This is a genomic window from Pseudomonas sp. MOIL14HWK12:I2, assembly GCF_000510745.1.
Taxonomy (GTDB): domain Bacteria; phylum Pseudomonadota; class Gammaproteobacteria; order Pseudomonadales; family Pseudomonadaceae; genus Chryseomonas; species Chryseomonas oryzihabitans.
On sequence record NZ_KI783313.1, the window covers coordinates 933,023 to 952,062 of the forward strand.

Annotated in this window: 18 protein-coding genes and 1 tRNA gene; 5 read left to right on the plus strand and 14 right to left on the minus strand. The window is 65.7% G+C overall.

Translation table 11 applies throughout. The features are described 5' to 3' along the window. Positions 1-62: 62 nt before the first annotated feature. Positions 63-1,142 (plus strand): FUSC family protein, encoded by a 1,080-nt coding sequence (locus PSK12I2_RS0120590; protein ID WP_027599873.1) that lies wholly within the window; start codon positions 63-65, stop codon positions 1,140-1,142. 18 nt (positions 1,143-1,160) lie between these two features. Here the strand turns inward: PSK12I2_RS0120590 and PSK12I2_RS0120595 are convergent, their stop codons facing one another. Further along, positions 1,161-3,053, minus strand: a complete 1,893-nt coding sequence (locus PSK12I2_RS0120595; protein WP_027599874.1) for a hypothetical protein — start codon at positions 3,051-3,053, stop codon at positions 1,161-1,163. Between the two features lie 138 nt (positions 3,054-3,191). Between PSK12I2_RS0120595 and PSK12I2_RS0120600 the strand changes: the two genes are divergently transcribed. Continuing rightward, complete coding sequence (locus tag PSK12I2_RS0120600; RefSeq protein ID WP_007158993.1) at positions 3,192-4,508, plus strand: DEAD/DEAH box helicase; 1,317 nt, start codon at positions 3,192-3,194, stop codon at positions 4,506-4,508. A 329-nt stretch (positions 4,509-4,837) separates the two neighbouring features. On the opposite strand, the gene cysS is transcribed toward PSK12I2_RS0120600, so the two are convergent. Then, positions 4,838-6,223 carry a cysteine--tRNA ligase gene (gene cysS / locus PSK12I2_RS0120605; RefSeq protein ID WP_027599875.1) on the minus strand — a complete coding sequence of 462 codons (1,386 nt, stop codon included), beginning with the start codon at positions 6,221-6,223 and terminating at the stop codon, positions 4,838-4,840. Beyond that, on the minus strand, positions 6,223-7,911 hold the full coding sequence (locus tag PSK12I2_RS0120610; RefSeq protein ID WP_027599876.1) for a glutamine--tRNA ligase/YqeY domain fusion protein: 1,689 nt from the start codon (positions 7,909-7,911) through the stop codon (positions 6,223-6,225). The genes cysS and PSK12I2_RS0120610 overlap by 1 nt, the downstream gene beginning before the upstream one ends. Before the next feature lie 146 nt (positions 7,912-8,057). Here PSK12I2_RS0120610 and PSK12I2_RS0120615 point away from each other — a divergent pair, with 146 nt between their 5' ends. The 3 genes from PSK12I2_RS0120615 (at position 8,058) to PSK12I2_RS0120625 (ending at position 10,274) form a co-directional block, all read left to right on the plus strand. After that, positions 8,058-8,552 (plus strand): peptidylprolyl isomerase, encoded by a 495-nt coding sequence (locus tag PSK12I2_RS0120615; protein ID WP_007158996.1) that lies wholly within the window; start codon positions 8,058-8,060, stop codon positions 8,550-8,552. Then, entirely contained in the window at positions 8,549-9,277 is a 729-nt protein-coding gene (gene lpxH, locus PSK12I2_RS0120620; RefSeq protein WP_027599877.1) for a UDP-2,3-diacylglucosamine diphosphatase, read from the plus strand. Before PSK12I2_RS0120615 ends, lpxH begins: the two co-directional genes overlap by 4 nt. A gap of 184 nt (positions 9,278-9,461) precedes the next feature. After that, on the plus strand, positions 9,462-10,274 hold the full coding sequence (locus PSK12I2_RS0120625) for an HDOD domain-containing protein (protein WP_027599878.1): 813 nt from the start codon (positions 9,462-9,464) through the stop codon (positions 10,272-10,274). A 72-nt stretch (positions 10,275-10,346) separates the two neighbouring features. Here the strand turns inward: PSK12I2_RS0120625 and PSK12I2_RS0120630 are convergent. The 11 genes from PSK12I2_RS0120630 to PSK12I2_RS0120685 form a co-directional block, all read right to left on the minus strand. Continuing rightward, positions 10,347-10,436 (minus strand) — tRNA-Ser (locus PSK12I2_RS0120630). Between the two features lie 533 nt (positions 10,437-10,969). After that, the gene (locus tag PSK12I2_RS0120640; protein ID WP_007159006.1) at positions 10,970-11,707 is read right to left on the minus strand and encodes a proteasome-type protease; all 738 of its coding nucleotides are present in this window, start codon (positions 11,705-11,707) and stop codon (positions 10,970-10,972) included. A gap of 98 nt (positions 11,708-11,805) precedes the next feature. After that, complete coding sequence (locus PSK12I2_RS0120645) at positions 11,806-12,606, minus strand: transglutaminase family protein (protein WP_027599879.1); 801 nt, start codon at positions 12,604-12,606, stop codon at positions 11,806-11,808. After that, entirely contained in the window at positions 12,603-13,556 is a 954-nt protein-coding gene (locus tag PSK12I2_RS0120650; protein ID WP_007159008.1) for an alpha-E domain-containing protein, read from the minus strand. The genes PSK12I2_RS0120645 and PSK12I2_RS0120650 overlap by 4 nt, the downstream gene beginning before the upstream one ends. A 62-nt stretch (positions 13,557-13,618) precedes the next feature. Then, positions 13,619-15,028 carry a circularly permuted type 2 ATP-grasp protein gene (locus PSK12I2_RS0120655; protein WP_007159009.1) on the minus strand — a complete coding sequence of 470 codons (1,410 nt, stop codon included), beginning with the start codon at positions 15,026-15,028 and terminating at the stop codon, positions 13,619-13,621. A gap of 257 nt (positions 15,029-15,285) precedes the next feature. Next, entirely contained in the window at positions 15,286-15,627 is a 342-nt protein-coding gene (locus PSK12I2_RS0120660) for a ribonuclease E inhibitor RraB (RefSeq protein WP_007159010.1), read from the minus strand. Positions 15,628-15,731: 104 nt separating this feature from the next. Next, positions 15,732-16,583, minus strand: a complete 852-nt coding sequence (speE, locus tag PSK12I2_RS0120665; protein WP_027599880.1) for a polyamine aminopropyltransferase — start codon at positions 16,581-16,583, stop codon at positions 15,732-15,734. A gap of 96 nt (positions 16,584-16,679) precedes the next feature. Then, a complete protein-coding gene (locus PSK12I2_RS0120670; RefSeq protein WP_026083979.1) occupies positions 16,680-16,892 on the minus strand; it encodes a PLDc N-terminal domain-containing protein in 213 nt (70 codons plus the stop codon). Positions 16,893-17,141: 249 nt separating this feature from the next. After that, complete coding sequence (gene mtnC, locus PSK12I2_RS0120675) at positions 17,142-17,828, minus strand: acireductone synthase (RefSeq protein ID WP_027599881.1); 687 nt, start codon at positions 17,826-17,828, stop codon at positions 17,142-17,144. Continuing rightward, positions 17,825-18,376: an acireductone dioxygenase gene (locus tag PSK12I2_RS0120680; protein ID WP_027599882.1), complete on the minus strand. Its 552-nt coding sequence runs from the start codon at positions 18,374-18,376 to the stop codon at positions 17,825-17,827. The genes mtnC and PSK12I2_RS0120680 overlap by 4 nt, the downstream gene beginning before the upstream one ends. After that, a complete protein-coding gene (locus PSK12I2_RS0120685; RefSeq protein ID WP_027599883.1) occupies positions 18,373-18,987 on the minus strand; it encodes a methylthioribulose 1-phosphate dehydratase in 615 nt (204 codons plus the stop codon). The genes PSK12I2_RS0120680 and PSK12I2_RS0120685 overlap by 4 nt, the downstream gene beginning before the upstream one ends. Positions 18,988-19,040 lie beyond the last annotated feature (53 nt).

Here is a 19,040-nt window from a genome sequence, read left to right on the forward strand (position 1 = left end):
GCGATCACGGTACTCATCAGGGATCCATGTCTCCCTCTCAGGCGTTGTCGGAATTCAGGCAGTTGTTGCGCGATCTGGCAGGCGATCTCCGCCAGTTCGGCCGCGACCGGCGCCGTGTGGTCGACGAACTGGAAACCCTGACCTCGGTCCTGCTGGCGATCCTGCTCGGCCACCTGGCCGGGGTTCAGCATGTCGGTTGGGCGGCGTTCAGCGGCTATATCGTGATGAGGTTAGATGTCCGCGACAGTTTCTCGCGCGGCTGCCTGCGGGTGCTGGGTACCTGTATCGGCGCCGCAGGCGCTCTGTTGGTCCTGCGCCACCTGCAGCTGAACCCCTACGAGCAGGCCGTCCTGCTGGGCACCGTGGGCAGCATCACCCTCTATCTGACACTGGTGGGCCGCTATGGCTATGCCTGGTTGCTGGGCGGCCTCACCTACGCCATGGTGGTCCTGGCGAGCCTCCAGGCGCCCGAGCAGCTCGAGCAATACGCCTTGTCACGCCTGTTGGAGGTGGCGCTCGGCACCTCGGCGTGCGTGCTGGTGAGCGCCCTTTCCACCTACGGCGTCCGTGCGCGCCTGTGGCCCAAGGTGCCGACCACGGTGGCCTCGACACCCCGAACCCTGGGTGTCTGGCAGCCCCTGGCGTTGCGCCATGCGCTGCAGGGAGGTCTGGCTCTGGCCCTGTTGTCTCTGGGCGCGACGGCAGAGATCGAGGTGGATGTCAGCCAGGCGGCCATCACCATCCTGGCGGTCATGGTGGTTCCCTTCGACGGCCTGAGCAGCGCCGGCAAGGCGGTTTCCAGAAGGCTGCTGCATCGAATGCTCGGCTGCCTGCTCGGGGGTGGCCTGGCGGCCCTTTTGCTGCTGGTCAGCCAGGAAAGCCTCTGGCTCACGCTGGCGGGCGTTGCGCTCGGTGTGCTGATCGGCAGACACCTCGAGAACGGCCCGCTCGGTATCGGCTATCTCGGCATGCAGTTCGCGCTGGCGTTTCTGGTGGTGATGGTGCCTGACCACTATGACCATATCGACCCGGTGGCAGGCCTGGCCCGGCTGGGCGGCATCCTGCTGGGTTTTCTGGTGCTGGAGCCGGTGTACTGGCTCTCGACCTGGCTGATCAGGCGCCTGTCACCCGGAAGACCCTAGGGCGCGGCGGCGCCGACCTCAGGCCGGGCGCTCGACGAACTCGGTGGCCGGCGAGCCATCGGCATTGTGCTGACGGATCACCGCCGGGCGCCCTTCCCCGTCCAGCAGCACCTGGCCGATGCCGGCACCGTTCCACAGTCGCTCGCCAGCCTCGCGGCGATCCGGCAGGCGCGGCTGCAGCTCCCAGCGGCGGCGCTTGGTGAAGCCGTTGAGCGGCGACCAGGGCGCATAGAGCCAGCGATTGAGCCGGTCCAGGGTCGCCAGCAGGCGCGGCGGGAATTCGTTCTTGATGCCGCTGCTGGTGATCTGCCAGAGCCGCGGCTCACCGCGCCGGTCCCGGATGCGGATGTCGTAGACGAAGGAATAGTGCACGTCGCCGGAGAGCACCACGTAGTTGCCCGGGGTGCGGCGGTGGCGAAAGATGTTGAGCATGGTCTTGGCCGCCCCGGGGTGGGCCATCCAGTTCTCGGCATCCACCATCAGCGGCTGGCCGAACCAGGTAAAGATGCGCTGCACCGCCTCGATCAGCTTGACCCCGAACATGGGCGCGGCCGAGACGATCACCGCCGAGGGATGGTCCAGCAGGTCCTGCTGCAATTCGCAGAGGGCTTCCCAGTCCATCAGCCCCGAGGGGTGCTCCAGGCGCCGCTCGCTGCGCCAGCGACGGGTCCGGGTGTCCAGCACGATCAGCGGCGGGCTGGTCTTGAGCACGTAGTGCCAGCCCTGGAAGCGCAGCAGGTCGTCGATGCAGGCGTTCTGCGTCGGGCACTCCAGCTTGCCGTCGTCACCCGCCGTGTCCAGCAGCCGGGCCGTGGCCGCCAGGGGTTCGGCCACGGCTTCCGGGGCGTTGCCCCAGGCCTGGCAGAGCAGATAGGCCAGCAACGCATTGCCGAGGATGCGCCGGGAAAAGGGATGGCCATAGGCGGTCTCTTCCCAGCGGGCGGAGAGGTTCCAGTCGTCGGTGACGTCGTGGTCGTCGAAGATCATCAGCGTCGGCACGCCGGCCAGGGCCCGCGCCGCCTGCGGCAGGGTCGCGACGAAGCTCTCGATGCAGCGCGATTCGGCGGCGTAGCGCTCATCGTCCTTGGCGTCGAGCGCCGGTGGCACCACCTCGATCAGCGTCCAGGGTGTCGGCGACCAGCAGAGCAGATAGAGCGCCAGCACCTCGCTCAGGGTCACCAGGTGGTTGTGGGCATTGGTGGAGGTGAAGATGGGTTTCTCCACTCCACCGAAGAATTTCTCGCGCAGCGCCCGGTTGGACTTGAAGGCCGGCAGCAGGTCCTCGCGGTGGTAGAGGTTGGCGGCATGGGCCATCAGCGCCTCGCTGTCCGCCACCACCGCCCCCTCGAGGTCCTCGCCATAGAGCCCGAGGCGGCGGATCAGCGCCTGCACCGCCAGCAGCATCGGCCCGGCGACGTCATCGGCATAGACCTGGTCGCCCGTGAGCAGCAGCGCCGCCGGCGACTCCTCAGGGATCGTGCAGCCCTGCAGCAGGCGATCCACGGCGATCAGGCCATCGGCCGAGGCATGGTGGGGCTTGCGGCAGGAGCCATGCAGCAGATGATCGAAACGCGCGCGCAGGACGAAGCGCGGCAATTCGCCCTCGGCGGAGAGCAGGTGCGGCGCCCAGTCGCGGATTCCGCCGGCGCTCAGCTGCAGGTCGTAGCGGAGGAAGGTGTCCGTGGGCAACTCGGTGTCCGGCCGGACCTCGATCAGCTGCAGGTAGGCCTGCTCGCCCAGGCGCAGGCACTGGGTCTCCCCCTGCACGCCGAGCTCGGTCGCCCCTTGCCACAGCCGCGGCACGGGCGTCTCGGCCGAGCGGGTCACCAGCCACAGCAGCAACCGGGACGCTTCGGTGCGCCGCAGCAGCGGGCCGGCCAACACCGGGGGCAAGGTAGGGGTAGCGCTCATGGGGTCTCCTGTAGCCACGCAACTGACCACTATGCCGTGCCGGGATTCCGGCTGCAGCCGCCGCCTGGCTACAAAGTTTGAGCGCGCTTCACAGTCGGCCTAGAATTCGCTCCCTTTTCGACGCCATCCGGGCCTGTCATGACCTTTGCCGACCTCGGCCTCATAGATCCGCTGCTGCAGGCGCTCACCGCCCTGGAGCACAGCTCCCCCACGCCCATCCAGCGCCAGGCCATCCCGGCGGTGCTGGCCGGTCGCGACCTGCTGGCCGCCGCCCAGACCGGCACCGGCAAGACCGGCGCCTTTGGACTGCCGCTCCTGCAGCGACTGGTGCAGGAAGGCCCGGCGGTGACGCCAAACCATATCCGCGCCCTGATCCTCACCCCCACCCGCGAGCTGGCCGAGCAGGTCCATGCCAGTCTGCGCGACTATGCCCAGCACCTGCCCCTGCGTACCGCCGTGGCCTACGGTGGCGTGAGCATCAATCCGCAGATGATGAAGCTGCGCAAGGGCGTGGACGTGCTGGTGGCGACCCCCGGGCGCCTGCTCGACCTGTTCAACCAGAACGCCGTGCGCTTCGACCAGGTACAGCTGCTGGTGCTGGACGAAGCCGACCGCATGCTCGACCTGGGCTTTTCCCGGCAACTGGGCGAGCTGTTCGTCATGCTGCCGCGCAAGCGCCAGACCCTGCTGTTCTCGGCGACCTTCTCCGACGCCGTGCGTCAGCTGGCCGCCCCGGTGCTGCGCGATCCCCAGACTATCGACGTCAGTCCGCGCAACACCGCCGCGGTCACCGTCAAGCAGTGGGTGGTGCCGGTCGACAAGAAGCGCAAGACCGAACTCTTCCTGCACCTCTATCGCAGCGGTCGCCATGGCCAGGTGCTGGTGTTCGCCAAGACCCGCAAGGGTGTGGAGCAACTGGTGGAGGCGCTGCAGGCGGAGGGGCTGGCGGCGGAATCCATCCATGGCGACAAGCCCCAGCCCGCACGGCTGCGTTCCCTCGCCCGCTTCAAGGCCGGCGAGGCCGACATCCTGGTCGCGACCGACGTGGCCGCCCGTGGCCTGGACATCCAGGACCTGCCGCTGGTGGTCAACCTGGACCTGCCCATCGTCGCCGAGGACTATGTCCACCGCATCGGCCGGACCGGCCGCGCCGGCAACCAGGGCCAGGCGGTGTCCCTGGTGTGCGCCGATGAAGTGGAGCAGCTGGCGGCCATCGAGACCCTGATCGGCCAGATCCTCATGCGCCGCGACGAGCCGGACTTCATCCCCGACCATCGCGTCCCCCAGACCGGCCCGGGCGGCCTGGTCATGAAGAAACCCAAGAAGCCGAAGAAACCCAAGGTGGGTGGTCCGGTATCCGACAAGCCCCTGGGCCGCTGGGTGGAAGACGGCAAGCCCAAGGTCAAGTCGGTGCGCAAGGCGCCGGGTTTCGGCAAGGCGCGCAAGAAGCCCTGAGCCCAGGAAGGGTGGACAAGGCTGCACCGTTGTCCATCCTACGACCCCCACCTCGTAGCCTGGAAAACCGCGCAGCGTTTTCCGGGTGAGGAGTTGAACGCACATGGACAAGGCTGCGCCGTTGTCTACCCTACGGCCCCACCTCGTAGCCTGGAAAACCGCGCAGCGTTTTCCGGGTGAGGACTTGAACGCACCTGGACAAGGCTGCGCCGCTGTCCACCCTACGGCCCCCACCTCGTAGCCTGGAAAACCGCACAGCGTTTTCCGGGGATGGTGGACCAGGCCAGACAGGCGGATGACGCAGAACCATCATCCACCTGATCGCGGACCTACTCCGCCAGGCGCCAGGTGGTGCCGCCCTTGCCGTCTTCCAGCACCACGCCCAGGGCGGTGAGCTGGTCGCGGATACGGTCGGATTCCGCCCAGTTCTTCTCGGCACGAGCAGCAAGGCGCGCCTGGATCAGCGCCTCGACCTCGGCCGCATCCACCCGGCCCGCCGCATCGGCGCGCAGGAAGGCTTCCGGCTCCAGTTGCAGCACGCCCAGCACCTCACCCAGTTCGCGCAGACGTCCGGCCAGGCCGGCCGCCGCGGCGGGATCGCTCTCGCGCAGGCGATTGATCTCGCGGGCCAGCTCGAACAGCACGCCACAGGCACCGGCGGTGTTGAAGTCGTCGTCCATGCACTGGGCGAAGCGCTCGGCGTAGCCCTCGCCGCCTTGCGCAGGAGCCTGCGGCAGCCCCTTGAGCGAGTGGTAAAAACGCTCCAGGGCGCCCTTGGCTTCGCGCAGGTTGTCTTCCGAATAGTTGATCGGGCTGCGGTAGTGGCTGGCGATCAGCAGGTAGCGCACCACCTCGGGGTGATACTTCTCCAGCACCTCGCGCAGGGTGAAGAAGTTGCCCAGGGACTTGGACATCTTCTCGCCGTTGATGGTGATCATCCCGCAGTGCAGCCAGGCATTGGCGTAGGTCTTGCCGGTGGCCGCCTCGCTCTGGGCGATCTCGTTCTCGTGGTGCGGGAACTCCAGGTCGTTGCCGCCGCCGTGGATGTCGAAGGTCTCGCCCAGGCAGCAGGTGGACATCACCGAGCACTCGATGTGCCAGCCCGGCCGCCCCTCGCCCCAGGGCGACGGCCAGCTCGGCTCGCCCGGCTTGGCGGCCTTCCACAGCACGAAGTCCAGCGGATCTTCCTTGGCCTCGCCCGGCTCGATGCGGGCACCGATGCGCAGGTCCTCGACGCGCCGCCGCGACAGCTTGCCGTAGCCGGCGAAGCGATTGACCCGGTAGTAGACGTCGCCATTGCCCGCGGCATAGGCGTAGCCCTTGTCGATCAGGGTCTGGATCATGGCGTGCATGCCGTCGATATGATCGGTGGCGCGCGGCTCCTGGTCGGGCTTGCGAATGTTCAGCCGCGCCTCGTCCTCGTGCATCGCCTCGATCATCCGCGCCACCAGGTCGGTGAAGGGCTCGCCGTTGGCGTTGGCGCGGTTGATGATCTTATCGTCGATGTCCGTGATGTTGCGCACGTAGGTCAGGTCATAGCCGCTATGGCGCAGCCAGCGGGTGATGACATCGAAGGCCACCATGCTGCGGCCATGGCCCAGGTGGCAGTAGTCATAGACGGTCATGCCGCAGACGTACATGCGCACCTGCCCCGGCACCAGCGGCGTGAAGGCTTCCTTGGTCTTGGTCAGGGTGTTGTAGAGGTGCAGCGCCATCATTGCCCCCAGGAGTCGCGCAGGGTCACGGTGCGGTTGAATACCGGCTTGCCAGGCGCCGAATCCTTGAGATCGACGCAGAAGTAGCCTTCGCGCTCGAACTGGAAGCGATCTTCCGGCTGGGCCTGGGCCAGGGACGGCTCGGCGCGGCAGCCCTTGAGCACCACCAGGGACTCGGGGTTGATGTTGTCGAGGAAGCTGCCGCCCTCTTCGCTCTTCTCCGGCTGGGCCGAACGGAACAGACGATCGTAGAGGCGTACCTCGCACTCCACGCTGCCTTCGGCCGGCACCCAGTGGATCACGCCCTTGACCTTGCGGCCTTCGGGGTTCTTGCCCAGGGTGTCCGGATCGTAGCTGCAGCGCAGCTCGATGACCTTGCCGTCGGCGTCCTTGATGGCTTCGTCGGCGCGGATCACGTAGCTGCCGCGCAGGCGCACCTCGCCACCCGGCTCCAGGCGCTTGTAGCCCTTGGGCGGATTCTCTTCGTAGTCGCCCTGGTCGATGTACAGCTCACGAGTGAAGGGCAGCTGGCGCACGCCCAGGTCCTGCTTGGGATGCCGCGCCAGTTCCAGGTTTTCCACCTGGCCCTCGGGGTAGTTGGTGATCACCACCTTGAGGGGCTTCAGCACGCACATGGCGCGCGGGGCGTTCTGGTCCAGGTCCTCGCGGATGGCGAATTCCAGCATGGCGACGTCGACCACCCCGTTTGAGCGGGTCACACCGATCATCTCGCAGAAGTTGCGGATGGCGGCCGGGGTGTAGCCGCGACGGCGATAGCCCGACAGGGTCGACATGCGCGGATCGTCCCAGCCCTGCACATGGCCTTCGTCCACCAGCTGCTTGAGCTTGCGCTTGCTGGTGACGGTGTAGTTCAGGTTGAGGCGGGCGAATTCGTACTGGCGCGGCTGCGCCGGCACCGGCAGCTTGGCCAGGAACCACTCGTACAGCGGGCGATGGTCCTCGAACTCCAGGGTGCAGATGGAGTGGGTCACGCCTTCCAGGGCATCGGACTGGCCATGGGTGAAGTCATAGCTCGGATAGATGCACCAGGCATCGCCGGTCTGGTGGTGAGGAGCGTGGCGGATGCGATAGAGGATGGGATCGCGCAGGTTCATGTTGGGCGAGGCCATGTCGATCTTGGCGCGCAGCACCTTTTCGCCGTCCTTGAATTCGCCGGCCTTCATGCGGGCGAACAGGTCCAGGTTCTCGGCCACCGAACGGTCGCGGAAGGGGCTGTTGCGACCCGGCTCGGTGAGGCTGCCGCGGTATTCGCGGGCCTGCTCGGGGGTGAGGTCGCAGACATAGGCCAGGCCCTGTTCGATCAGGTTGACGGCCCAGGCGTAGAGCTGGTCGAAGTAGCTGGAGGCGTAGCGCACCTCGCCGGCCCAGTCGAAGCCCAGCCAGTGCACATCGCTCTTGATGGCGTCGATGTATTCCTGGTCTTCCTTGGCCGGGTTGGTGTCGTCGAAGCGCAGATGGCAATCGCCGCCGAATTCCTTGGCCAGGCCGAAGTTCACGCAGATCGACTTGGCGTGGCCGATGTGCAGGTAGCCGTTGGGCTCCGGGGGGAAGCGGGTGACGATCTTGGCCTGCTTGCCGGCGTCCAGGTCAGCCTGGACGATCTGCCGCAGGAAATGCGCGGGGGCGGCTTTGGCGGCGGTGGACGAGTCGGAAGTCGGCTTGCTCATGGGATCCTTAACTGGGCAGACGCGCGGCCAGGGTAGGCCGGGCAAAGGTAAACCCGTATCATAGCCCAACCCGTCAAGTCCCGGCGAAACCCTTGAGGCCTTCGCCGGGTCTGGATGCTGTCCCCCTTAGCTACGGATTCGCTGCCATGATCAAGCTGCACACCAACCACGGCGTCATCACCCTGGAACTCTTCGAGGACAAGGCGCCCGAAACCGCGGCCAATTTCAAGGAATACGTCAAGAGCGGTCACTACGACGGCACCATCTTCCACCGTGTGATCAGCAACTTCATGGTCCAGGGCGGTGGTTTCGAGCCGGGCATGAAGCAGAAGCCGACCCGCGCCCCGATCAAGAACGAAGCCAACAATGGCGTCTCCAACGCGATCGGCACCGTCGCCATGGCCCGCACCATGGACCCGCACTCCGCCTCGGCGCAGTTCTTCATCAACGTGTCCGACAACACCTTCCTCAACCACACCGCGCCCACCAGCCAGGGCTGGGGCTATGCGGTGTTCGGCAAGGTCGTCGAAGGCATGGACGTGGTCAACGCCATCAAGGGCGTCGCCACCACCAGCAAGGCCGGTCACCAGGACGTGCCGAGCGAAGACGTGATCATCGAGAAGGCCGAGATCGTCGAGTGATCCTACTGGTCTCCGACCTGCATCTCGAACCGCAACGCCCGGACCTGGTCCGGGCGTTTTTGCATCTCCTCGAAACCCGCGCCCGCGGTGCCGAGGCCCTGTACATCCTTGGCGATCTGTTCGAAGCCTGGATCGGCGACGACGCCATGGGTGCCTTCGAGCAGGAGATCGCCACGGCCCTGCGCCAGCTGGCTGACAGCGGCACGGCCCTCTACCTGATGCACGGCAATCGCGACTTTCTCATCGGCAAGGCCTTTTGCCGCCAGGCTGGCTGCCGCCTGCTGCCGGATCGCCATATCGCCGACTTCCACGGCCGTCGCGTGCTGCTGATGCACGGCGATACCCTCTGCACCCGCGACGAGGGCTACCAGAAGCTGCGCCGCATCCTGCGCAACCCCCTCACCCTCTTCGTCCTGCGCCACCTGCCGCTGGCCAGCCGCCAGCAGCTGGCGCGCAAGCTGCGCAGCGAAAGTCGCCAGCAGACCCGGGCCAAGGCCATGGACATCACCGATGTCACCGAGGCCGAGGTCGAGCGGGAAATGCGCACCGCCCGGGTGACCACGCTGATCCACGGCCATACCCACAGACCCGCCCGTCATGAGCTGCTGCTCGATGGCCAGCCGGCCGAACGTATCGTGCTGGGCGATTGGGACCGTCGCGGCTGGGTGCTGGAAGCCAGCACAGCGGGCCTGAGCCAGGTCGATTTCGCCCTCGACGAACGGTAATGACGCAGCCAGGCATGCTTGGCTTTCTCTCGGCAAGTCCCTGACCGGCAAGGCAATCCTGCGCGGCCACCTGGTCCTGGTCGCCCGCGCTGCGACCGATCGTCACATGGCGACTACAGAAATCCGCGCAGGCGACCGATGACGAGGGTGTAAGGAGATGTAACCCTTTTCCGCGGAGACGCCCATGCAACTCGACACCCTCTTTGCCCAGCTGCACAACCTGCCCAACGTCCCCGAAGTGGCGCAGGTCCTGATCCGGCAATTCGACGACCCCAACACCAGCATCGAAACCCTGTCGCGCACCGTGGCGCGTGACCCGGTCATCGCCGCCAAGGTGCTGCGGCTGGCCAACTCGGCGCGCTTCCGCGGCGCCCGCGAATCCACCAGCATCGAAGACGCCGCCCTGCGCCTGGGCTTCAACACCCTGCGCACCCTGGTCCTGGCTTCGGCCTTCGCCGGCGGCTTCAAGGCCGCACCCGGCTTCGATCTGCAGGCCTTCTGGTACAACAGCTTCCTGGTCGCCAGCCTGTGCAAGCCGCTGGCAAAGCAGGCCGGCCTGGACCAGGAAACCGCCTTTACCTGCGGCATGCTGCATGACATCGGTGAGTTGCTGATCCAGAGCGGTGCGCCGGAGCTGGCCCCCAGCCTGGCCGGTCGGACCACCGCCAGCAGCCATCGCGCCGCCGACGAGACCCTGCAACTGGGCTTTGGCTATCCGGAAGTGGGCGCCGAGCTGGCGCGTCGTTGGCAACTGCCCCAGGTGCTGCGCGATGCGATCGGCTATCAGGCCCGCCCGCTGCAGGCGCCGGAAGGCAACGGCTATGCGCTGATCGTGGCCCAGGCGGTCGCCGTGGCCGAGGTGCTGCACGAGAATGCCGGCGACAGCAAGGTCCAGGACCTGAGCGGCCCGCTGTTCGCCAGCATCGACCTGGAACAGCTGACCGCCGTGCTGCCCAACGCCCGGGATACCGCCGCGACCTTTGCCCAGGCTGCCTGATCCCCGGAGGGCCTGGCCAAATCGCAGGCAAGAAAAAACCCCTGGAGCTGGGCTCTCAGGGGTTTCTTAATCTGGCGGTGAGGGAGGGATTCGAACCCTCGATAAGATTTCTCCTATACACACTTTCCAGGCGTGCTCCTTCAACCGCTCGGACACCTCACCAGATTTGCTCAGTGGCTGCATCTGCATCACCGAGGCGCGCAACTATAGGCAAAGGCGATTTCGATGGCAAGCTTTTTCTTCAATCGATTCATACATTTGCATTCAGGACCTATAAGGGGCTCCGCCCTGCTCCGTTCACGGGATGACCGGCTGGTCGCTCTTCCCTCGCTCAAAACCACTGATACCTCCGACCAACGGTAGCGTCGCACGCAGTTTCCTAATCACCTGAAAGCAAAGGAAAAATCCCCTGGTACGACATTTCTGATAACCGCCTGGCCGGTTATCGCCACAAAACTGAAATTTATGTTCTATAGCTACTGGATAGTGCTCAAGCCTGCGGGTATCAGTAACTGCATGCCGCTGTTGCGCAAGCGCTTCCCGCTGAAGACGTAAAGGCTCTAAACAGCTAACAATAAAGGCCCCGAGTCATGTTCAAGAATCCCGTCCCCAAGTGGCGCCAGGCGAGTTTCGTGCTCATCGTCACCACCGTTGTGCTGGTCATCCCCAACCTCTCGCGGTTCTTTGGCTGATCCCTAGCGCCAGTAATCCGCAGGTGCTGCCGGCAAGGCTGCCAGCAGATCACGCAGCCCTTCCCCCCAGCCCTTGCGCAGGGCCTGGAAGTAGGGATCCTGTTCGTCGATCCGGTGACTGCTGACCTGCGCCAGCCGATCGCGCGGATAGACCACCAGATCCAGCGGTAGCCCCACCGACAGGTTGCTGCGAATGGTGGCGTCGTAGGACAGCAGCGCGCAGCGCAGGGCTTCTTCCAGCGGCGTCGCGAAGGACAGCGCCCGATCCAGGATGGGCTTGCCATATTTGCTCTCGCCAATCTGGAAGTAAGGCGTGTCCTCGGTGGCGCTGATGAAGTTGCCATGGGGATAGAGATTGAACAGCTCCGGCTCCGCGCCGCGGATCTGCCCACCCAACAGAAAGGAACAGCTCAGGTCCAGGCCGTGACCGCTGGGCGCATCCTCGGCATCGCGCTGCAGGACCTCGCGCAGGGTCTGCCCCAGCAGCCGGGCGGCGTCGTACAGGGTGGGTACGCCGTGCAGGTTGTCCTGCTCGCTGTCCAGGCGCTGTCGCAGCAGACTGATCACCGCCTGGGAGGTGGCCAGATTGCCTGCCGACTGGATGACGATCAGGCGCTCGCCGGGGATACGGAACAGGTGCAGCTTGCGAAAGGTGGCGATGTTGTCGACCCCGGCATTGGTACGGGAATCGGCGACGAATACCAGGCCATCTTGCAGTTTCATGGCGACGCAATAGGTCATGCGAACCTCGGCTGATCGAACGGTCGACGCGACAGCGCCCGACAGCAAAAGAAAAGACGGCCCCTGGCCGCCTTTTCGTCTGCTATGGGCAGCGCCGATTATTGCTGTTGCTGCGCCTGCTGCAAGGGCTCGACCAGCACCCTGGCCTCCATGTGCTCCACCCCGCCGCCGCGGCGCATGCCGCGCACGGGACAGGCGTCCAGGTAGTCCAGACCGATGGCCAGCCGTAGGTGCCGCTCCGGCCGGGCCAGGCGATTGGTGACGTCGTAGCTGTACCAGGCGCCGTCATGCCAGGCTTCCGCCCAGGCGTGGCTGGAGAGGTGCGCGCTGTCGTCGGTGCACAGATAGCCGGACACATAGCGCGCCGGGATCCCCAGGCTGCGGGCGCAGGCCAGGAAGGCATGGGCATGGTCCTGGCACACCCCGGCGCCCTTGGCGAAGGCCTGGGCGGCATTGCCGTCCACCTCGGTGGAGCCGGGCACATAGGTCATGCGCTCGTGCAGGCGCTCCATCAGCTGGATAAGGGTGTCGCGATCGCGGCGACCGTCGCAGACCTCGCGGGCGAAGGCGGTCAGCGCCTCGTCGGCCTCGGTCAGCCGGGTCTGGCGCAGGAAGGGAAAGGCCGAGGCCTGGCAGGGTTCCGCCTCGAAGGTCTCGTCGATCTCCACCTGGCCGCTGGCGGTGATGGTGATGGCGTCGTGCGGCGTATCCAGGGTCAGCACATGCAGGATGTTGCCGAAGGGATCGCGCTGCGCCCGCGCCGGCCGTGGCAAGGCCAGCTCCCAGCCGAGGATCCGCTGACGGGCATCATCCTGGGGCGTGAGCCGCAGGTACTGGATGCTCGCGCGTACCTGGTCTGCGTAGCGATACAGGGTTTCGTGATGAATCGCGAGTCTCATACGGTCTCCAGGTAAGCGGTATTGATGGCGCTGCCGAGCTGGCGGACATGGACGATGAAGTCGCCGATCCAGGCATGGAGTCCTTCTTCGAGCACCTCGTCGATGCTGGTATAGCGCAGCCGCGCCTCGAGACCGGCCGCCAGGCGCTTGGCCTCGCGGCCGTTCTCGCCGGGCAGACTGGCCAGCACCCGGTGCAGTTCGATCACGCAGGCCAGCAGCGAGCGCGGCAGGTCTTCCTGCAACAGCAGCAGTTCGGCGCCATTGCGCACGTTGAGGGCATCGCGATAGAGCTCGGTGTAGGCCTCGAAGGCGCTCAGGGCGCGCAACAGGGCGCTCCACTGATAGAAGCCGCGGGCGGAGGCGTCGCTGATGGCTTCCGCCTCCTCTTCCCCCAGTACCTGGTAGCGGGCGTCGAGCATGCGCAGGGTGTTGTCGGCGCGCTCGACGAAGGTGCCCAGGCGGATGAAGCGATAGGCGTCGTTTCTCATGATGGTGCCGACGGTGGCGCCGCGGAACAGGTGGGAGCGCTCCTTGACCCATTCGCAGAAGCGGCTGATGCCGAAGCGGATCAGACCGGTGACGGCAATCTCGCGCATCTCCAGCCAGGTGGAGTTGACGTTCTCCCACATGTCGGCGGTGATGCGTCCACGCACCGCGTGGGCATTGCTGCGCGCGGCCTGCAGGCAGCAATAGATGCTGCCGGGGTTGCGCTCGTCCAGGGCGAAGAAATGCAGCAGGCGCTCGGGGTGCAGGGCGCCGTGCTTTTCCCGGTAGTCATCCAGGGTGCCGGTGATGAGCAGCGGCATGGCCAGCTCGTCCAGGCCTCCGCCCTGCCCGCTCTGCGGCATCATCGACAGCGAATAGCTGACGTCCAGCATCCGCGCGAGATTCTCGGCGCGCTCCAGGTTGCGGGACATCCAGTACAGATCGGCAGCGGTACGACTCAACATGGTGGGGTCGCCTTTCAAAGGTCCTTGCGAGGCCGCCGGGGCGGCCACTGTTCTGTGGCGATCTAGTCCTGCACCACCCAGGTGTCCTTGGTGCCACCGCCCTGGGAGGAATTCACCACCAGCGAACCTTCGCGCAGGGCGACCCGGGTCAGGCCACCGGGCACCAGGCGCGTCTTGCGCCCGGACAGCACGAAGGGCCGCAGGTCGATGTGCCGCGGCGCGATGCCGTTCTCGACGAAGGTCGGGCAGGTGGACAGCGACAGGGTGGGCTGGGCGATGTAGGCGCTGGGATTGGCCTTGAGCCGGGCGCGGAAGGCTTCGATCTCCATGCTGCTGGCGGTGGGGCCGACCAGCATGCCGTAGCCGCCTGAGCCATGGACTTCCTTGACCACCAGCTCGGGCAGATTGGCCAGCACATGGGACAGTTCGTCCGGCTTGCGACACTGCCAGGTGGGCACGTTGTAGAGGATCGGCTCTTCGCTGAGATAGAAGCGGATCATCTCCGGGACATAGGGATAGATCGACTTGTCGTCGGCCACTCCGGTGCCGATGGCATTGGCCAGGATGACGTTGCCGGCGCGATAGGCCGCCAGCAGGCCAGGGACGCCAAGCAGGGAATCCGGATTGAAGGCCAGGGGATCGAGGAAGGCGTCGTCGAGGCGGCGATAGATGACGTCGACCTTCTGGAAGCCCGAGGTGGTGCGCATGAACACCTGTTCGTCGCGTACCAGCAGATCGGCGCCCTCCACCAGCTCCACGCCCATCTCCCGGGCCAGGAAGGCATGCTCGAAGTAGGCGCTGTTGAAGCGACCCGGGGTGAGGACCGCCACCGTGGGGTTGTTGACCGGGGTGGAACTGCGCAGGGTGTCGAGCAGCAGATTCGGATAGTGGTCGATGGGCGCGATGCGCTCCAGGGTGAACAGCTCGGGAAACAGCCGCATCATCATCTTGCGGTTCTCGAGCATGTAGGACACCCCGCTGGGGGTGCGTAGGTTGTCTTCCAGCACGTAGTAGGCACCGTCGCCATCGCGCACCAGGTCGACCCCGGCGATATGGGCATAGATGCCGTTGGGCAGGTCCAGCCCCTGCATCGCCAGCTGGTACTGGTCGTTGGCCAGCACCTGCTCGGCGGGAATGACCCCGGCCTTGATGATGCGCTGGTCGTGATAGAGGTCGTGGAGAAAGAGATTCAGCGCCTGGACGCGCTGGATGCAGCCGCGCTCGATGATCTGCCATTCGCTGGCGGGAATGGCCCGCGGTAGCGCATCGAAGGGAATCAGGCGCTCCGTGCCCTGCTCGTCGCCATAGAGGGTGAAGGTGATACCGGCGCGATGAAACAGCAGGTCGGCTTCACGCCGCCGCTGGGCCAGGAGTTCCGGGGGTGTCTCGCTCAGCCATTGCGCATAGCGACCATAGTGCGGTCGGCATTGCGCCTGGACGTCATACATCTCGTTATACAGTTGGCGGCTCATGCCGATCTCCTTGTCACCCACGGTGCAGCTTCGCAAGCCGCGTGCCAGCGCAAGAGGCTTGTAGATCAAGCTCTTGCGCGGCATCGGGTCGCGCGGTGCACCAAAGCCAGGCACGTAAGCGTGCGCATGCACCGCAACGTTTCCGTCATGAGCCTAAGACGGTGCGGCAGGCGGAAAGTGCGATGATTGAGCGGCGGGGTGATTTCAGAGGGTGAGACGGGCATCCCCGGCGGGATGCCGCCTCGGCAGGGCTTGGATCAGGCAGAGCTGCGGCTGACTTCCTGGGTCACGCCCCAACCGTCGAGCTGGCCGCCCAGGGGCACCACCACCGCTTCCAGATCGCTTTCGAAATCGTCGATGGTGGCGTGGGTGGCGAACATCACCTTGCTGACCTGCAGATGCCAACCCCCCTCTTCGTGCGGCATCACCTGGGCATTGAGGGACTCGCCGTGAAACTGGTCCGCAGCGATGCGGGCCTTGCCTTCATCGGCGAAGATGGCGAAGAAGTCGATTGGATGGAAACGGGCGAAATCGAAGCCGCCCTCCTTCATCCGCTGCAGCAGGTTCAAGCTCACATCATCGGCAAACGACAAGGACATAGGACAACCCTCCTCTGGTTCGGATGATCTTCTCGCCGAAGCGTCGCTACCGACGTCCGGCGAGTCGCGGCTGAAAACTCGAACGGTGCCGCGACCGCCAGGGCTTACGCCTTGCCGATGGCCTCCAGCACGTATCGAGGTAGAGCAAAGGCAGCAGCATGCAGCTCCGGGGTGTAGTAACGGGTCTGGATGCCTGTATCACTGTAGCGCTGCGCCAGGGTTTCGGCATCTTGCCGACGCAAGGTCACGTCCTTGCTGCCCCAGGCGAGGGTCATGACGCCCCCTATGTAGGTAGGCACCGCTGACAGATAAAAGTGCCAGTCGGCGAACAGCCCGGACATCCGGCCGGCGGTGGTCCTGACCTCGTCCAGTTGCAGGAAGGGGGTACCATTCTGGGCCACCATCACGCCGCCCTCGTTCAGGCAGCGATGGCAGGCCTGGTAGAAGTTCTCCGAGAACAGCACCTCGGCCGGGCCGATGGGATCGGTCGAGTCGGAGATGATGACGTCGTAGCGCTCGGTGGTGTTGGCGACGAAGTTCATGCCGTCGTCGATTACCAGATTCAGCCGCGGATCCTCGAAGGCACCCGCGGAATGGCCGGGGAAGTGCTCCTTGCACATCTCCACCACCGAACCGTCGATCTCGACCATGGTGATGTGCTCGACCCCCTGGTGCTTGGCCACTTCGCGCAGGATGCCGCCGTCGCCGCCGCCGATGATGAGCACCCGCTTGGGCGCCGGATGGGCCAGCAGGGGCACGTGGGTGAGCATCTCGTGATAGATGAATTCGTCGGCCTCGGTGGTCTGGATCACGCCATCCAGGGCCATGACCTTGCCCAGCACGGCGTTCTGGAAGATCACCAGGTGCTGATGTTCGGTGCGCACCTCGTGCAGCATGCGCTCGACGGTGAAGCGCTGGCCATAGCCGTCGTAGAGGGTTTCCAGGTAGTCGCTCATGTCGATCTCCGCAGGTGGCAGGCCGAGACGAGCAATGCCCGGCCAAAAGCCGGGCATTGTAAGAGCTGGATGTGACAGGCTCCAGTGTTGTGCTGGCTAACCCTTGTGGGTGGGCGCGGTGGCCGAGCGATTGCCGCGCGGGCCGGCGGCCGCCCAGGCGATCAGGCCGATCACCGGCAGCACGATGATGAGCACGGTCCAGCCGATCTTGGCGTTGCTGGTGCTGTCACTGCGGATGACGTTGACGATGGCCCAGATGTCGAGCAGGAAGACGATGAAGCCCAGTACACCGCCAATGGTGGAATTGATCATGTCGCGACTCCCGTTGCGAGGACACAGGTCTCGTCAATTGGGACTGGCAAGAGCGGCGTCGAGTTCGGCCGGCTCGCTTGGCAGCGGCGCCGGCCGAGGGTATTCAGAGCCAGGGCAAAGGCTCGCGAGCTAGAGACAAACAAGGCGAAAAAGGCTGAGGAAGCGGAGTTTACAAGCGGTAAATGAGCATTCCGAAGCCATTTTCAACGCCGTTTGGCCGACGCGCAGCAGCCTTTGTCCAGGCTCTCAGGCGAAGGCCGCGAGATCGATGTCGGCGAAGGACGCCACGCACGGATGATCGCCGAGCTGGCCACCGGCACGCACCAGGCCACATGTCGGCAGACCCGCCTGGCGCGCGGCATCCAGCTCTTCCACCACGTCGGAGAGAAACAGCAGGTCCGATGGCTCGTGGGTGGTGGCCGAGGCGATGCGCGCATAGGACGCGGCCTCGCGCTTGCCGCCGGTCAGGGTATCGAAATACCCGGAAAACAAAGGGGAGAGGTCGCCGTGCTCCGAGCAGCCGAAGATCAGCTTCTGCGCCTGTATCGAGCCCGAGGAATAGACGTACAGCGGCAGCCCGGCCGTGTGCCACTGGCGCAGCGCCTGGACCGCGTCGGGATAGACGTGCCCCTTGAGGGTGCCGGCGCGATAGCCCTGCTCCCACACCTTCCCCTGCAGGGCCTTGAGCGGGGTGGCCTTGCGGTCGGTGGCGATCCATTCCAGGAGGATGGCGATCACCCGCTCCACGCCGGCGTCCAGCTCGCCGGCATCGGCGCGCACGGCGTCGAGCTGCTCCGCCACCGCCGGCTCCCCGGCCTGGGCGCGCACCAGCGCCGGCAGGTGCTCGCGGGCATAGGGAAAGAGCACGTCGAAGACGAAGCTGACGGCGCTGGTGGTGCCTTCGATATCGGTGAGGATGGCCTTGATCGTCACGCCTCGACCTCCAGGCGCGGGAAGCGCTGGGCGATGTCGACGCCGGTGAAGTGGGCCACCCAGCCGTCGGGATTGTCGAACAGCCGGATGGCGACAAAGGACGGCGACTCGCTCATGTCGAACCAGTGCGGGGTGCCGGCCGGCACCGAGATGAGGTCGTCCTTTTCGCAGAGCACGGCGTAGACGTGATCGTCGATGTGCAGGGTGAAGAGCCCCTGCCCGGCGACGAAGAAGCGCACCTCGTCCTCGTTGTGCCGGTGCTCTTCGAGGAACTTGGCGCGCAGCGCCTCCTTCTGCGGATGCTCGGGATGCATGCTGATGACGTCGACGGTCTGGTAGCCGCGCTCCTGGATGAGGCGATCGATCTCCGGCCGATAGGCGGCGATCACCTCTTCCTGGCTGGCGCCGGGTGCCACCGGGGCGGTGGCCTGCCAGCGCTCAAAACGCACCCCGACCTCGGCCAGGGTGGCGGCGATGTGCTCGCCATCGCTGATCACCTTCAGCGGCTGGCGCGGTTCGGCATCGTGGTAGACGGTCAATCGGCTCATGGACGCAGGCTCCGGGTCTTGAGTTCGCATTCGAAGAGGAATTCGAAGGCTTCCACGTGGCGTAGGGCATCGGCCATGCGCGGGCCCCAAGTATAGAGGCCGTGTCCGCGGATCAGGTACCCCACGCAGTCGGGGTGCACGTTCAGCCAGGTCTGCACCTTGTCGGCCAGGCGCGGGATGTCCTGGTCGTTGTCGAACACCGGGATCTCCACCCGCACCTCGTGGGTGGTGACGCCGTGCAGGGCCTTTTGCAATTCGTAGCCGTCCAGCAGCAGGCGATCCCCTTCGAGCTGGCGCGACAGCACCGTCGAGTTCACTGAATGGGTGTGCAGCACGGCGCCGATCTCCGGCTGCCAGCGATAGAGCTGGGTGTGCAGCGCCGTCTCCGCGGATGGCTTCTTGGGCTCCAGCGGCGCACCGTCGAGATCGGTGGCGAGGATGTCGTCCAGCTCCAGCTGGCCCTTGTGCTTGCCGGACACGGTCAGCAGCAGGCGGCTGTCGGACAGCCGTACCGAATAGTTGCTGCTGGTGGCCGGCGACCAGCCGCGACCATAGAGGAAGCGACCGGCGTCGATGATTTCCCGGGCCAGTTGCTCACGCTGCTGGATCATGGAGGGTTCTCCTTGGTTCTGTACGAAAAGTCGCCGAGCGACGGTCAGGCGAG